The 13,308-nt window shown below is 69.6% G+C and carries 17 protein-coding genes and 1 pseudogene; 6 read left to right on the top strand and 12 right to left on the bottom strand.

What is annotated here, in order from left to right; all coding sequences use genetic code 11:
• Nucleotides 1-94: 94 nt before the first annotated feature.
• Nucleotides 95-1,480 carry a glycine--tRNA ligase gene (locus ACWF94_RS16835; RefSeq protein WP_453488209.1) on the bottom strand — a complete coding sequence of 462 codons (1,386 nt, stop codon included), beginning with the start codon at nucleotides 1,478-1,480 and terminating at the stop codon, nucleotides 95-97.
• 311 nt (nucleotides 1,481-1,791) lie between these two features.
• Between ACWF94_RS16835 and ACWF94_RS16830 the strand changes: the two genes are divergently transcribed.
• From ACWF94_RS16830 to ACWF94_RS16815, 4 genes are read left to right on the top strand one after another with little or no spacing between them, the layout of a single operon-like run.
• On the top strand, nucleotides 1,792-2,763 hold the full coding sequence (locus ACWF94_RS16830; protein WP_453488207.1) for a metal ABC transporter substrate-binding protein: 972 nt from the start codon (nucleotides 1,792-1,794) through the stop codon (nucleotides 2,761-2,763).
• Entirely contained in the window at nucleotides 2,760-3,545 is a 786-nt protein-coding gene (locus tag ACWF94_RS16825; protein ID WP_453488205.1) for a metal ABC transporter ATP-binding protein, read from the top strand. Before ACWF94_RS16830 ends, ACWF94_RS16825 begins: the two co-directional genes overlap by 4 nt.
• A 2-nt stretch (nucleotides 3,546-3,547) precedes the next feature.
• Nucleotides 3,548-4,459: a metal ABC transporter permease gene (locus ACWF94_RS16820; RefSeq protein ID WP_453488203.1), complete on the top strand. Its 912-nt coding sequence runs from the start codon at nucleotides 3,548-3,550 to the stop codon at nucleotides 4,457-4,459.
• 59 nt (nucleotides 4,460-4,518) lie between these two features.
• Entirely contained in the window at nucleotides 4,519-4,950 is a 432-nt protein-coding gene (locus ACWF94_RS16815) for a Fur family transcriptional regulator (protein WP_453488201.1), read from the top strand.
• A 212-nt stretch (nucleotides 4,951-5,162) separates the two neighbouring features.
• Here ACWF94_RS16815 and ACWF94_RS16810 read toward each other — a convergent pair.
• The 11 genes and pseudogenes from ACWF94_RS16810 to ACWF94_RS16760 form a co-directional block, all read right to left on the bottom strand.
• Nucleotides 5,163-5,252, bottom strand: a pseudogene (locus ACWF94_RS16810) (carboxymuconolactone decarboxylase family protein); the annotation flags it as partial.
• Nucleotides 5,253-5,266: 14 nt separating this feature from the next.
• The gene (locus ACWF94_RS16805) at nucleotides 5,267-6,466 is read right to left on the bottom strand and encodes a tetratricopeptide repeat protein (protein ID WP_453488211.1); all 1,200 of its coding nucleotides are present in this window, start codon (nucleotides 6,464-6,466) and stop codon (nucleotides 5,267-5,269) included.
• Between the two features lie 89 nt (nucleotides 6,467-6,555).
• A complete protein-coding gene (locus ACWF94_RS16800; protein WP_453488199.1) occupies nucleotides 6,556-7,845 on the bottom strand; it encodes an NB-ARC domain-containing protein in 1,290 nt (429 codons plus the stop codon).
• Between the two features lie 59 nt (nucleotides 7,846-7,904).
• Nucleotides 7,905-8,063 carry a hypothetical protein gene (locus ACWF94_RS16795; protein ID WP_453488197.1) on the bottom strand — a complete coding sequence of 53 codons (159 nt, stop codon included), beginning with the start codon at nucleotides 8,061-8,063 and terminating at the stop codon, nucleotides 7,905-7,907.
• A 218-nt stretch (nucleotides 8,064-8,281) separates the two neighbouring features.
• Nucleotides 8,282-8,827 (bottom strand): YcxB family protein, encoded by a 546-nt coding sequence (locus ACWF94_RS16790; protein WP_453488195.1) that lies wholly within the window; start codon nucleotides 8,825-8,827, stop codon nucleotides 8,282-8,284.
• A 25-nt stretch (nucleotides 8,828-8,852) separates the two neighbouring features.
• Nucleotides 8,853-9,677, bottom strand: coding sequence for an isoprenyl transferase (locus tag ACWF94_RS16785; protein WP_453488193.1), 825 nt, complete (start codon nucleotides 9,675-9,677; stop codon nucleotides 8,853-8,855).
• A 47-nt stretch (nucleotides 9,678-9,724) separates the two neighbouring features.
• Nucleotides 9,725-10,471, bottom strand: a complete 747-nt coding sequence (gene recO / locus ACWF94_RS16780) for a DNA repair protein RecO (protein WP_453488191.1) — start codon at nucleotides 10,469-10,471, stop codon at nucleotides 9,725-9,727.
• Nucleotides 10,472-10,534: 63 nt separating this feature from the next.
• Nucleotides 10,535-10,726, bottom strand: coding sequence for a hypothetical protein (locus ACWF94_RS16775; RefSeq protein ID WP_453488189.1), 192 nt, complete (start codon nucleotides 10,724-10,726; stop codon nucleotides 10,535-10,537).
• 32 nt (nucleotides 10,727-10,758) lie between these two features.
• A complete protein-coding gene (locus tag ACWF94_RS16770; RefSeq protein ID WP_453488187.1) occupies nucleotides 10,759-11,184 on the bottom strand; it encodes a hypothetical protein in 426 nt (141 codons plus the stop codon).
• Between the two features lie 337 nt (nucleotides 11,185-11,521).
• A complete protein-coding gene (locus ACWF94_RS16765; protein ID WP_453488213.1) occupies nucleotides 11,522-11,740 on the bottom strand; it encodes a hypothetical protein in 219 nt (72 codons plus the stop codon).
• Entirely contained in the window at nucleotides 11,737-11,976 is a 240-nt protein-coding gene (locus ACWF94_RS16760; protein WP_453488185.1) for a hypothetical protein, read from the bottom strand. Before ACWF94_RS16760 ends, ACWF94_RS16765 begins: the two co-directional genes overlap by 4 nt.
• A gap of 142 nt (nucleotides 11,977-12,118) precedes the next feature.
• Here ACWF94_RS16760 and ACWF94_RS16755 point away from each other — a divergent pair, with 142 nt between their 5' ends.
• Nucleotides 12,119-12,952, top strand: coding sequence for a helix-turn-helix domain-containing protein (locus ACWF94_RS16755; RefSeq protein WP_453488183.1), 834 nt, complete (start codon nucleotides 12,119-12,121; stop codon nucleotides 12,950-12,952).
• On the top strand, nucleotides 12,934-13,206 hold the full coding sequence (locus tag ACWF94_RS16750) for a DUF397 domain-containing protein (protein WP_453488181.1): 273 nt from the start codon (nucleotides 12,934-12,936) through the stop codon (nucleotides 13,204-13,206). The genes ACWF94_RS16755 and ACWF94_RS16750 overlap by 19 nt, the downstream gene beginning before the upstream one ends.
• Nucleotides 13,207-13,308: the final 102 nt, after the last annotated feature.

Here is a 13,308-nt window from a genome sequence, read left to right as displayed (position 1 = left end):
CCGTAATCCCGTAAGCCGTACGCCTCGCCAACGCGTCACGCCGCTGCGCCGCCGCTCGTACCCCATGCGGGGTGCGCGGGGTGCCCCGGAGGACTCAGCAGCCGAGCAGACGCCCGCCCAGATACGTCTGGATCTGGTCCAGGGAGATCCGCTCCTGGGTCATGGTGTCGCGCTCGCGCACGGTGACCGCGTTGTCGTCGAGGGTGTCGAAGTCGACGGTGACGCAGAACGGCGTACCGATCTCGTCCTGCCTGCGGTAGCGGCGGCCGATCGCCCCGGCGTCGTCGAAGTCGATGTTCCAGTTCTTGCGCAGGTCGGCGGCGAGCCCCTTGGCCTTCGGGGAGAGCTGCGGATTGCGCGAGAGCGGCAGGACGGCGACCTTGACCGGCGCGAGGCGCGGGTCGAGGCGCATCACGGCGCGCTTCTCCATGACGCCCTTGGCGTTGGGGGCCTCGTCCTCGCTGTAGGCGTCGAGGAGGAAGGCGAGCATCGCGCGGCCGACACCGGCCGCGGGCTCGATGACGTACGGCGTCCAGCGCTCGCCGGCCTCCTGGTCGAAGTACGACAGGTCGTTGCCGGACGCCTTGGAGTGCGCGGAGAGGTCGAAGTCGGTGCGGTTGGCGACGCCCTCCAGCTCGCCCCACTCGCTGCCGCCGAACTGGAAGCGGTACTCGATGTCCGCGGTGCGCTTGGAGTAGTGGGAGAGCTTGTCCTTGGGGTGCTCGAACCAGCGCATGTTCTCCTCGCGCATGCCGAGGTCGGTGTACCAGTTCCAGCGCTGGTCCATCCAGTACTGCTGCCACTCCTCGTCCTCGCCGGGCTTGACGAAGAACTCCATCTCCATCTGCTCGAACTCACGGGTGCGGAAGATGAAGTTGCCGGGCGTGATCTCGTTACGGAACGACTTGCCCATCTGCGCGATACCGAAGGGCGGCTTCTTGCGCGAGGTCTGCTGCACCTGGCCGAAGTTGGTGAAGATGCCCTGGGCGGTCTCCGGGCGCAGATACGCGACCGAGCCGGAGTCCTGGGTGGGGCCGAGGTGGGTGGAGAGCAGTCCGGAGAACTGCTTGGGGTCGGTGAAAGTGCCCTTGTTGCCGCAGTTGGGGCAGTTGAGGTCGGCGAGGCCGTTCTCGGGCGTCCGGCCGCCGTGCTTCTCCTCGTACGCCTCGATGAGGTGGTCCGCGCGATAACGCTTGTGACAGGAGGTGCACTCGGTGAGCGGGTCGGTGAAGGTGGCGACATGGCCGGACGCCTCCCAGACCTCGGTGGCCAGGATCACCGACGAGTCGATACCGACGACGTCCTCCCGCGAGGTGACCATGTAGCGCCACCACTGGCGCTTGATGTTCTCCTTCAGCTCCACACCCAGCGGCCCGTAGTCCCAGGCGGCGCGCTGGCCGCCGTAGATCTCGCTGGAGGGGTAGACGAAGCCACGGCGCTTGCTCAGGTTGACGATGGTGTCGATCTTGTCGGCGGCCACGGTGCTCTCTTCATTAACGACGACGACGAACGGCGAATGCCTCAGATTACCGGCGGGGGCGGGGCTCGGATCAAATCGGTGCGGCTACGGACCGGATCCATGCGGGCTCCCGATCGAATCGGCGTGGTCCGGGGGACGAATCGGCGTGGTCCGGGGGACGAACCGGCGCGGTCCGGGGGACGAATCGCCCCGCACCGGGGAACGAATCGGCGCGGGCCATGGTTCGGGACAAGTGAGACGGAGAAGGCCCGGGAGGCCGGACTGACCTGCTTTGTTGACAATCGTTTCCACTTTTGTTGAAAATGAGTATCATGAACGTACGACGACTGATACCCACCACCGCCGCGGCGGGGGCCACCGCCCTCGGTCTGCTGGCGGTCACCGGCTGCTCCTCCTCCAGCGCCGCCGACGGCAAGGAGAACGGAGAACTGAAGGTGGTGGCGTCGTTCTACCCCATGCAGTTTCTCGCCGAGCGCATCGGCGGCGACCATGTCTCCGTCTCCACCCTGACCAAACCGGGCGTCGAGCCGCACGATCTCGAACTCAAGCCCCGGCAGACCGCCCAGCTCAACGACGCCGGGTACATCCTCTATCTCAAGGGCGTCCAGCCCGCCGTCGACAAGGCCATCGAGCAGGCCGATGTGAAGCACCGGACGGACGCCGGGACCCTCACGGACCTGGCGCCCCGATCCGGCGGCGACGACCACGCCCACGAGGGCGAGGCGGGTCACGAGGGCGAGGACGGCCACGGCGACGAGGCGGGCGGCGACCCGCACCTCTGGCTCGACCCCCTGAAGTACGCAGAGGTCGCCGAGGGCGTATCGGCCGCCCTCGCGAAGGCCGACCCGGACAACGCCGCCGACTACCGGAAGAACGCCGACGATCTGGTCGCCGAGCTGAAGGGCCTGGACAAGAAGTTCGCGGACGGCCTGAAGAACACGGCCACCAAGACCTTCATCACCACCCACTCCGCCTTCGGCTATCTCGCCGAGCGCTACGGACTGGACCAGGAGTCCATCGCGGGCATCGACCCCGAGTCGGACCCTAGCCCCGCCCGGATCAAGGAACTCCAGTCCATCGCGAAGAAGGAGAAGGTGAGCACGGTGTTCTTCGAGACCCTCGCCAGCGACCGGACCGCGAAGACCCTCGCCGAGGACACCGGGCTGAAGACGGATGTTCTCGACCCGCTGGAAGGCATCACGGGCAAGTCCAAGGGCAAGGACTACATCGAGGTCATGGAGTCCAATCTGACCGCGCTCCAGAAGGCCCTGGGGGCGAAATGAGCGACACCGGCACCAGCGGCCCCCAGGGGCCCGTCATATCCGTCCGGGGAGCCAGGGCCACCCTCGGCTCGCGCCCGGTGCTGCGCGGCGTCGATCTGACCGTGGAGCGCGGCGAGGTCGTGGCCCTCCTCGGCGCCAACGGCTCCGGCAAGTCCACCGCCGTACGGTCCGTGATCGGGCAGGTGCCGCTGACGGACGGCTCGATCACGCTGTTCGGCACCGAGCTGCGCCGGTTCCGCCAGTGGGCGCGCGTCGGCTATGTGCCCCAGCGCACCACCGCCGCGAGCGGGGTGCCCGCGACCGTCCGCGAGGTCGTCTCGTCGGGCCGGCTCTCCCGTACCCGGCTCGGGCGGCTCTCCCGCGCCGACCGGGCGGCCGTGGACCGCGCCATCGAACTGGTCGGCCTCGCCGACCGGGCCAAGGACTCCGTGGGCGCGCTCTCCGGCGGCCAGCACCAGCGAGTGCTGATCGCCCGCGCGCTCGCCTCCGAACCCGAACTGCTGATCATGGACGAGCCGATGGCGGGCGTGGACCTGGCCAGCCAGGGGGTCCTCGCCGGGACGCTGCGCGAGCAGGTCGCGGCCGGGACGACCGTACTGCTGGTCCTGCACGAGCTGGGCGCGATCGAGCCGCTCATCGACCGCGCGGTGGTGCTCCGTGACGGCTGCGTCGTCCACGACGGCCCGCCGCCGAAGGCCGTCGGCCAGCACGCCCTGCCCGGGCACGACCACGTACACCCGCACGCGGCCGATGAGCCGCTCCGCACCGGACTGTTGAGCTGACCATGGAAATCCTTGAGACCGCCTTTATGCAGCGGGCGCTGATCGCGGCCCTGCTGGTCGGCGTCACCGCGCCCGCCGTCGGCATCTATCTGGTGCAGCGGCGGCAGGCGCTGATGGGCGACGGCATCGGCCATGTCGCGATGACCGGGGTCGGTCTCGGCTTTCTGCTCTCCGCCAACCCGATCTGGATGGCGACGCTCGTCTCGGTGGTCGGCGCGATCACCATGGAGCTGATCAGGGCGTACGGGCGGACCCGCGGCGACATCGCGCTCGCGATGCTCTTCTACGGCGGTATGGCGGGCGGAGTCCTGCTGATCAATATCTCGGACACCGGCTCGACGGCCAATCTCAGCTCGTTCCTCTTCGGCTCCCTGTCGACCGTCTCGGACGGGGATCTGACCGCGATCGCCCTGCTCGCCGTCTTCGTGGTGCTGGTCTCGCTGGGGCTGCGGCGGCAGCTCTTCGCCGTCAGCCAGGACGAGGAGTTCGCCCGGGTCACCGGGCTGCCGGTACGGGCGCTGAATCTGCTGATCGCGGTGACCGCGGCCGTCACGGTCTCGGTCGCGATGCGGGTGGTCGGGCTGCTGCTGGTGAGCGCGCTGATGGTGGTGCCGGTGGCGGCGGCCCAGCAGATCTCCCGCTCGTTCCGGGCGACCTACGCGCTGGCGGTGGGCATCGGCGTCGCCGTGGCGCTGGCCGGTACGACCACCTCGTACTACCAGGACGTGCCCCCGGGAGCGACGATCGTCCTCCTCGCCATCGCGGCCTTCATCGCCCTGACCGCGCTGGCGGTGCCGCTGGCGAAAGTGCGTGCGCGCCGGGCCGCGACGGGCGCGGGAGCGGGCGTGGCCAGCGCCGATTGCGCGCTGGAACTGCCGGGTACGCGCTCCCCCGGTGACGACGTCAGGGTCTGATGCCGGGCCTGGCAGAATTGGCCCTGACAGGCATGGTGGGGCGAAGCGAGGAGGCACCTGTGGCCACGGCGCCAAGCGGCGGAAACACCGCACCAGTGCGAGGCCGGTCCACCCGGCAGCGTGCCGCGGTTTCGGCGGCGCTGAACGAGGTGGACGAGTTCCGCAGCGCGCAGGAATTGCACGACATGCTCAAACACCGCGGCGACTCCGTGGGCCTGACCACCGTCTACCGCACGCTCCAGTCGCTCGCGGACGCGGGCGAGGTGGATGTGCTGCGGACCAGTGAGGGCGAATCGGTCTACCGCCGTTGCTCCACGGACGACCACCATCACCATCTGGTGTGCCGGCTGTGCGGCAAGGCGGTGGAGGTCGAGGGACCCGCGGTGGAGAGCTGGGCGGAGTCGGTCGCCGCACAGCACGGATTCGTGAATGTGGGGCACACCGTGGAGATCTTCGGGACGTGCTCGGAGTGTGCCTCGGCCTCTTCCTAGGAGTTCCCGTTCCCAGGGGCCCGCGTCAGACGTCTTTCGACGTGCGTTCCGCGCTTGCCTCGGACGACTTGCGTCAGGGCCTTTCGCCCGGCTCCGGCCGGACCGCTGAGCGGGGTACGGCTCGGTGCGGTACCCCGGCAGGGTCCCGCCAGGATTTTCCTGTGCCGTGTCAGGCGGCGTTCGCCCCGATTGTGGGGCTCTGTTCCGGTGCGCTACTGCTCTGGGGCGGGGATGATGCCGCGCTCGGTGAAGACCCTCTTGGCGACGAAGGTGGCGTTGAGGGCCTTGGGCATGCCGCAGTAGTTCTCCGGAAGAGTCATTCCCGGGAGGGCGGCCCCTCGGAACCCCTGGCTTCACGGGCCGCGACCAGGTTTGCCGCCACGATCCGGGTGGTCGGGTGGCTGTCGCCCAGGACCCGCACCGCGTCGATCAGGGTGCGCTCGAACAGCGGGACGGCCCGGTCCAGGTCCCCCGCCGCCTTATACGCGCCGGCGAGGTTGTTGCGGGAGGTGAACGTGTGCGGGTGGTCCTCGCCCAGCACCCGCACCCGATCGGCCAGGGTCCGCTCGAACAGCGGGACGGCCCGGTCCAGGTCCCCCGCCGACTCGTACGCGTAGGCGAGGTTGTTGCGGGAGATGAGGGTGTCGGGGTGATCGTCGCCCAGCACCCGCACCCGGTCGGCCAGGGCCCGCTCGAACAGCGGGATCGCCCGGCCCAGATCCCCCGCCGCCTCATACGCGTAGGCGAGGTTGCTGCGGGAAGCGAACATGTGCGGGTGGTCCTCACCCAGCACCCGCACCACGTCCGTCAGGGTCCGCTCATACAGCGGGATCGCGCGGCCAAGATCCCCTGCCGCCACATAGGCGGAGGCGAGGTTGCTGCGGGCGGAGAGCGTATGCGGGTGGTCCTCGCCCAGCACCCGCACCACGTCCGTCAGGGTCCGCTCGTGCAGCGGGATCGCCCGGCCCAGATCCCCCGCCGCCTCATACGCGCCGGCGAGATTGCTGCGGGAGTCGAGCGTATCGGGGTGGTCGTCACCCAGCACCCGCACCCGATCGGCCAGGATCCGCTCGTGCAGCGGGATCGCCCGGCCCAGATCCCCCGCCGCCTCATACGCGCCGGCGAGGTTGCTGCGGGAGATGAGCGTATGCGGATGGTCCTCGCCCAGCACCCGCACCATGTCCGTCAGGGTCCGCTCATACAGCGGGATCGCGCGGCCGAGATCCCCCGCCAACTGGTAGGCGTAGGCGAGGTTGTTGCGGGAAGCGAGCGTATGCGGGTGGTCGTCACCCAGCACCCGCACCCGATCGGCCAGGGTCCGCTCGTGCAGCGGGATCGCCCGGCCCAGATCCCCCGCCGCCTCATACGCGCCAGCGAGGTTGTTGCGGGACGTGAGCGTGTCGGGGTGGTCGTCACCCAGGACCCGCACCGCGCCGGCCAGGGCGCGTTCGAGGTGCGCGGTGGCGTGGCGGGTCTGGCCCTGGTCGTTGAGGAAGACCCCGGTTTGGTTGAGCAGGGCGGCTGTGGCGAGGGTGTCAGTGGTGGGGCATGCGTGGTGGGTGAGGGTGTCGATGTGGGGGAGCAGGGTGCGCCAGGCGGGCCAGGTTACGGGGTCGTGCCGCCGGGCGGGGAGGGCCCGGTGCAGGAGGGCGGTGGCGTAGTGGAGGGCCTGGGTGATGTCGTCGGGTTGGGGGGGGGGGCCGGGGGGGGGGGGGGGCCGGGGGGGGGGGGGGGGGGGGGTTGGGGGGGGGGGGGGGGTTGGGGGGGGGGGGGGGGGGGGGGGGGGGGGGGGGGGGGGGTACGGGCGACGGCCTGGACGAGCCGGTGCACGGTCAGGCCGTCGGCGTGTGCGGTGATCATGCTGTAGGCGGCCAGGCGGCGTACCGCACGCTGGACGGCCGGGGGCGTGCCGAGGGGGTCGAGGAGGGTGCGGGGGATGTCGTGGGGGGCGTAGCGGGCGAGGATCCGCAGGATCTGACCGGCGAGGGGGGTGTCGGTGAGTCGGTCGAGGGTGATGCGCCAGATCCGGGCGATGGTCCGTTCGCTGTCGTGTCCTTCCCCTGCCTCGCGGTACATCTCGCCGGGGTGGTCGGCGAGCAGGCGCAGGTAGGCGCGGGGGCTCAGGGCGGCCTCGGCCATGTAGGCGGCGGCCTGTTCGACGGCCAGCGGCAGGTGCCCGAGTTCGTCGCACAGCTGTGCCGCGCCGTCCAGGTCGGGGGTGCGGCCGGTGCGGGTGAGGATGCGGGTGAGGAGGTCGAGGGCCTCGGCGGGGGTGAGGACGTCGAGGGGGATGGGGGTGGCGGTGTCGTGCCAGCCGGAGGAGCGGCGGCTGGTGATGAGGATGCGGCCGGTGGTGGCGCGGGCCAGCAGCGACGCGATGTGCTCGGGGGTGTCGACGTTGTCCAGGACGAGCAGCCATCCGTGGTGGGTGGCGAGCCACTGCACGGCCCGCTCGGTGAGCTGGTCCTGGGGCAGCTGGGCGAGGGCCGGTTGCAGAGCGGTGGCCAGACCCGCCAGACCCGCGTCCAGATCGTCACCGGTGTCGGCGGTGATCCACCACACCGGGTTGTTCCTGCCCGCGCGGGTGGCCGCCCAGTAGGCGGCCAGGGCGCTCTTGCCGACCCCGCCCAGCCCGTGCAGGGCCTGCACCACCGCCGCCCCCGCACCGTCCAGCGCCGCGTCCAGCAGCCCCAGCTCCCGCACGCGCCCCACGAACACGGCGTGACGGGCGGGCAGGTTCACCAGCCCCGGTGGTGCGTCCACCTCGGCCGGCGGGCGCAGTTCCCCCGGCGACACCTGCACAATCGTCGCGTTGTCCCCGCTGCTCGCGACCCCTGTGAACGGGCCGCCCCGGGTGTCGACCGCGATCGACCGCACGCCCGACGCGACCGTCATGCCCGGCGGGGGTAAGGGCTCGTCCCGGGGCTGCGCGGGCTTCCTCCCGAACGGCGACTTCACGGCCGGGGACCGCCGTTCAGATGGTCACCGGTGCCGGCGCCGCCCGCGTCGTCGATCAGCGACCGCAGCTCCCACACCCCGCACACCACCGCCGGCACCGCGAACGCCACCACCGTCACCACACCCGCCACCGGCCGGCGCACCCCACGCCCCATCAACCCCACCCCCGAAGTCCAGACCTGACGCCGGTCACCACCCTGGCAGGCAGCACCCCGCCCGGTAAGACGAACAGCGCGGGCACAACGTTTCCGAGCAGCCGGAACCGGGTCTGCCCCGCGCCCCCGGGGAGGGGGCTCCGACCAGACTTGATCTTGAGAGTGAGTGAGTAAGTGAGTGGTGGGGGCAGGCTGCCGCCCGGCCTGTCCGACGGACCCTAGACCCGCTCCAGATGCTGGTCCAGCAGGGCCCGCAGCCGGTCCACGTCCGCGGGCCTCCGTGTGCCCCGCTTCGGCAGTACGGTGAGGCCGACCGCGTTCTTGTCGGCGCTCAGCAGCACGAACAGCTCGTCGGTCTCGGTGTAGCGCGTCACGATGTCCCAGCTGACGGTGGTCGGCTTCGCCGACCCTCCCGAGGTGGTCTTGGCACCCGATCTGGACACCACGGTGCGCAGCTCGCCGTGCGGCGCGTTCAGCTTCAGGAGCTGCCGGGCCGAGAGCTGCGGCAGGAACAGGGTGAGCAGGATGAGGATCAGGCTCGCGACCAGCATCAGCAGAACGACGGTGTCGGTCACGGCGGCCCCGTCCAGCAGCCGGACCACGACGAAACTGAGACCGAGGGCCGCCATGATCGGCGAGCCGATGAGCTGTCTGCGGCCCGCGGGCGTCTTTCTGCGCTGCATACGGACCGCCTCCGCCATCTCCGCGACGGTCAGCCGGTAGTTCAACTGCACGGACTTCTCGGTCGTGTGTTCCCCAGCCATGCCGCGCAGCGTACCGGCAGCGGGGTCAGCGGGCGGGCGGAACGGCGACCTCGTTCGGCAGGGCTCCCCCGAACCGCCGGTCACGCTGGGCGTACTCCAGACAGGCCCGCCACAGATCGCGGCGGTCGAAGTCGGGCCACAGCACATCCTGGAAGACCATTTCCGCGTACGCGCTCTGCCAGAGCAGGTAGTTGGAGGTGCGCTGCTCACCGCTCGGACGCAGGAAGAGGTCCACATCCGGCATGTCCGGGTAGTACATGTACTTCCGGAACGTCTTCTCGGTGACCTTGGACGGGTCGAGGCGGCCCGCCGCCACCTCCCGCGCGATGTTCTGGGCGGCGTCGGCGATTTCGGCCCGGCCGCCGTAGTTGACACAGAAGTAGAGCGTCATGGCGTCGTTGCCGGTGGTCTGCTCCTGGGCGACCTGGAGTTCCTGGACGACCGACTTCCACATCTTCGGCATCCGGCCGACCCAGCGGATCCGGATGCCGAGTTCGTCCATCTCGTCGCGGCGGCGGCGGATGACGTCCCGGTTGAAGTTCATCAGGAAGCGCACCTCGTCGGGCGAGCGCTTCCAGTTCTCGGTGGAGAAGGCATAGAGGGAGAGGTTCTTGACGCCGATCTCCAGGCAGCCCTTGAGCACATCGAGGACGACACCCTCGCCGATCTTGTGCCCCTCGGTGCGGGGCAGTCCGCGCTCCTTGGCCCAGCGGCCGTTGCCGTCCATGACGCACGCCACATGGTTCGGGACCAGTTCCGCCGGGATCTTCGGCGGCCGGGCGCCGGAGGGGTGCGGCTCGGGGACCTTGTACTCGCGGCGGGACCGGCCCAGGATTCCGCGTCGTGCCATGCGGTTCACATCTCCTATGTCAGCTTCGAGCTGCTTCTTCTTCTCTACTACTTCTCTACGTACCGGAGTGAGCGCAGACCGCGCTCCAGATGCCAGTGCAGATACGCGGACACCAGCCCACTGCCCTCCCTGACGTGACGCGCCTCGCAGGCGTCCGCCGCGGGCCAGTCGCCGGTCAGCAGCGCGCTGAGCAGCCCGACGGCCTCCGCCGAGGGTACGACGCTTCCCGGGACCCGGCAGTCACCGCATATGACACCGCCCGCGGCGACGGAGAAGAACCGGTTGGGCCCCTGGAGGCCGCACTTCGCGCAGTCGTCGAAGCTGGGGGCGTAGCCGTTGACCGCCAGGGAGCGCAGCAGGAACGCGTCCAGGATGAGGTGCGGGGGGTGCTCACCCCGGGCGAGGGAGCGCAGTCCGCCGACGAGCAGCAGATACTGCTGGACCGCCGGCTCGCCCTCGTGGTCGGTGAACCGCTCGGCGGTCTCCAGCATCGCGGTGCCGGCGGTGTAGCGGGCGTAGTCGGCGACGATCGCGCCACCGTACGGAGCGATGGTCTCGCTCTGTGTGCACAGCGGCAGCCCCCGCCCGATCAGCTCACTGCCCCGGGCGAAGAACTGCACATCGACATGCGAGAACGGCTCCAGCCGCGCCCCGAACTTCGACTTGGTCCGCCGCACCCCGCGCGCGACGGCCCGCACCCGCCCGTGCCCCCGGGTGAGCAGCGTGATGATGCGGTCGGCCTCGCCGAGCTTCTGGGTGCGCAGGACGACCCCGTCGTCACGGAACAAGCTCATGGCCCCATTGTCCCGTACGCCCGGCCCGGGGCCGTACGGCCCAGAGCCCCCCGGCCGGGAGCGTCAGCGGGCGCCTGGTCGGAGGCGGGTGAGGTCGCGGACGAGGGTGAAGAGGGTGAGGGAGAGCGGGACACCGCCGAGGACGACCCAGAGGGGCGAGGCGCCCGACTGATACTCCCGGATTCCGGCGGTGAGCAGCAGCAGGGCGGCGAGGAAACACAACGCCGAGATCAATGTGCTGATGCGGTCGTTCATACGCACATCATCGACCACAACCGCACGCGCGGTCAGGGAGATCCGGGGGTTTCCGCGCGGACGGCCGCCAGGTCCGTGAGGACCTCGTCACACCAGTCGGGGGACAGCCGGGCGTGCAGTACGGCCATCCCTCCGGCGACCAGCGGGTATCGGACGAACCGTCGCAGCGCTTCGGCCCCGTTGTACCGGGCCCCCGGCCCCGGAGGTCGTCCAGGGTGATATCCGTCTCCTCGCGATGGGAATCGACCGTGAACGCGGCGGCACAGCGGCGACGCCACCAGGTCCGGGCAGAACGTGACCCCCAACTCCCCCTCCGCCTCCGCTATCTCCTCCTTGCTCGGGGGTGGCCGGAACGCCCGGAGCGTCTCCGGCGCGTGCTCGGCGAGCCAGGCGTCGATGCGCGCCCAGGACGTCTCGACCGGGGGCGGCTGAACCGGATCTTCTCGGTTGATGACCATGCTCAAAACCGTAGCCGCCACCACTGACAACGCCCCGGCCCGCCCGCACCCCACACCCTGCCCCCGGCCTCCCTTCCCCCATCCCGCCGCAGCTCCAGGTGAGAATGCAGGGGTGAATTCCCCATTCCGTCAACGCGTGCGGCATGGGGAATCCGGTGCGGCATTCTCGAAGGGCACGCCGGGAAAGCACGGCGGCCCCATCCGAGTACTGGACCTGATTCCACGGAACGACTCCGCTTTCCGGCGCCCCATGGAGTACTGACGAATCGACCGACCGGTCAGCCAATATGACTTGTCCGTTCGATCGGGCCCTGTGCGGCCCTACCCGTGGCCGGCCTCAGAGCACCTCGCCCCGGCTGCGGGCATTCGTATACGCGTTCACCGCGCTGATCCGCTCGGCGGAAGAAGCGACGCGTACGCCGTCCAGCGCACAGTCCCACTCCCGCCCACCGCCGGGCGGCCTCAGCTGGACATACGGCCCCTCATAGCCCATGACAAGACCCACCCGCCCCGTACCGATGTCCACGGCGTACGAGCCGACCGGCGCGGCCGTCACCGTGGGCCTCCGTTTTCCTCCCGGCGCAGGGCCGCCGCGAGGCGTCGGACCACGTCGACGGTGACGCGCCCCAGCTCAATCAGCGGGCAGGGCCGCTCCCGCGCGTAGGAGTCGGCCTCCACCCGCACGGACGGGAGAACGATTCCGGTTTGGTCCAGCGCGATAACCAATTCCCGCACGGCAACCTCCGCGTCACTCATACATTCCCGCGAGTGGCGCACTTCCTTGTTCGGCATGGGTTCCTTTCCTGGCCGAGTCCTGGCCCACGTCCTGACCGAGCGAATTTCACGCTTCGTATTGCGACAGTGACAGGAAAGCCGCTACCTTCGCCAGGGGCTGCCGCCCTACAACGCATCGGCAGCGAAAAGGAGTTGAGCTATGGCCAAAGGTCAGCAGCAGGCCGCGTGGGAGTTCTTCGGCGCGGAGCTGAAACGGCGGAGAGAGGAGGCGAAGCTGACTCAGGCGGAGGTGGGGATGGCCGTTTTCGTGTCCGGCGGCTACATCGGCCAGTTCGAGCAGGCGATCCGCAAGCCCCAGTTGGACGTGGCGCAGCGGCTCGACGGGTTACTACAAACCGGAGGTTTTTTCGAGCGGATGTGCCGGAAGCTGATCGATAGCTCTCCGTACGCCAGTTACTTCGTGGCGGCGGCCGAACTGGAGGCCATGGCCACCCGCATCTACGACTTCGAGCCAGCCCTGGTTCCTGGCCTGATGCAGACTCCTGCATACGCCAAGGCTGTGACCCTTGCGGACAACCCGTTCGCCGACGATCAGCAGATCGAAGACAAGGTCGTAGGACGCATGGAGCGGGCACGCCTGCTGAAGGGGAAGGCAAGCCCGGAGTACTGGGCAATCCTGCATGAGCAGGTGCTGCGCATTCCGGTGGGTGGTCATTCGGCCATGGCCGAGCAACTCGACCACCTCGCAGACCTCGTCCGGAGCCGAAGGACACTGCTCCAGGTCATCCCTCATAGCGGTGGGGCTCACACGCTCATGGGGAAGACCTTCACTCTCATGGAGTTCGAGGACACGCCCCCAACCGTCTATACAGAAGCTGTGTATTCCGGGAATCTGCTGGACGATCCGGCTGTGGTGAAGCGTGCACAGCGGGCATACGATCTGCTCAGGGCCGCCGCACTCTCCCCCGAGGCGTCCCTCGATCTGATCGAGTCGGCAGCAGAGGACCACAGACGATGCGCGAGTACGACCTGAGCGCTGCTCAGTGGCGTAAGAGCAGCTACAGCGACGGCAACGGCGGCCAGTGCGTCGAGGTCGGTTACGACTTCCCCGGCGCAGCCGCCTGGCGCAAGAGCACGTACAGCGACACCAACGGCGGCAACTGCGTCGAGGTGCTCGACAACCTCCCCGGCGTCGTTCCCGTCCGCGACAGCAAGACCCCCGCTGGACCCGTGCTCGTCATATCCGCGCCCGCCTGGCGGGCGCTGGTGGACGAGTTGCGGAGCTGAAGGACCGGACTGGGCCGTGCCACAAGCACGGCCCACGTCCACGTTTCATGTTCATGTTCATGTTCCATGCACAACGCCAGACGGTCGACAGTCACCCGTTCG

Source organism: Streptomyces sp. NPDC055078 (assembly GCF_053607985.1).
This window is presented reverse-complemented; position numbering and strand designations above follow the sequence as displayed.

Coding starts and splice junctions, on each gene's coding strand:
- ACWF94_RS16830 (WP_453488207.1), top strand. CDS start 1,792: ATGAACGTACGACGACTGATACCCACCACCGCCGCGGCGGGGGCCACC.
- ACWF94_RS16825 (WP_453488205.1), top strand. CDS start 2,760: ATGAGCGACACCGGCACCAGCGGCCCCCAGGGGCCCGTCATATCCGTC.
- ACWF94_RS16770 (WP_453488187.1), bottom strand. CDS start 11,184: ATGGTCATCAACCGAGAAGATCCGGTTCAGCCGCCCCCGGTCGAGACG.
- ACWF94_RS16760 (WP_453488185.1), bottom strand. CDS start 11,976: ATGCCGAACAAGGAAGTGCGCCACTCGCGGGAATGTATGAGTGACGCG.
- ACWF94_RS16800 (WP_453488199.1), bottom strand. CDS start 7,845: ATGACGGTCGCGTCGGGCGTGCGGTCGATCGCGGTCGACACCCGGGGC.
- recO (WP_453488191.1), bottom strand. CDS start 10,471: ATGAGCTTGTTCCGTGACGACGGGGTCGTCCTGCGCACCCAGAAGCTC.
- ACWF94_RS16750 (WP_453488181.1), top strand. CDS start 12,934: ATGCGCGAGTACGACCTGAGCGCTGCTCAGTGGCGTAAGAGCAGCTAC.
- ACWF94_RS16755 (WP_453488183.1), top strand. CDS start 12,119: ATGGCCAAAGGTCAGCAGCAGGCCGCGTGGGAGTTCTTCGGCGCGGAG.
- ACWF94_RS16775 (WP_453488189.1), bottom strand. CDS start 10,726: ATGAACGACCGCATCAGCACATTGATCTCGGCGTTGTGTTTCCTCGCC.
- ACWF94_RS16785 (WP_453488193.1), bottom strand. CDS start 9,677: ATGGCACGACGCGGAATCCTGGGCCGGTCCCGCCGCGAGTACAAGGTC.
- ACWF94_RS16790 (WP_453488195.1), bottom strand. CDS start 8,827: ATGGCTGGGGAACACACGACCGAGAAGTCCGTGCAGTTGAACTACCGG.
- ACWF94_RS16795 (WP_453488197.1), bottom strand. CDS start 8,063: ATGGGGCGTGGGGTGCGCCGGCCGGTGGCGGGTGTGGTGACGGTGGTG.
- ACWF94_RS16820 (WP_453488203.1), top strand. CDS start 3,548: ATGGAAATCCTTGAGACCGCCTTTATGCAGCGGGCGCTGATCGCGGCC.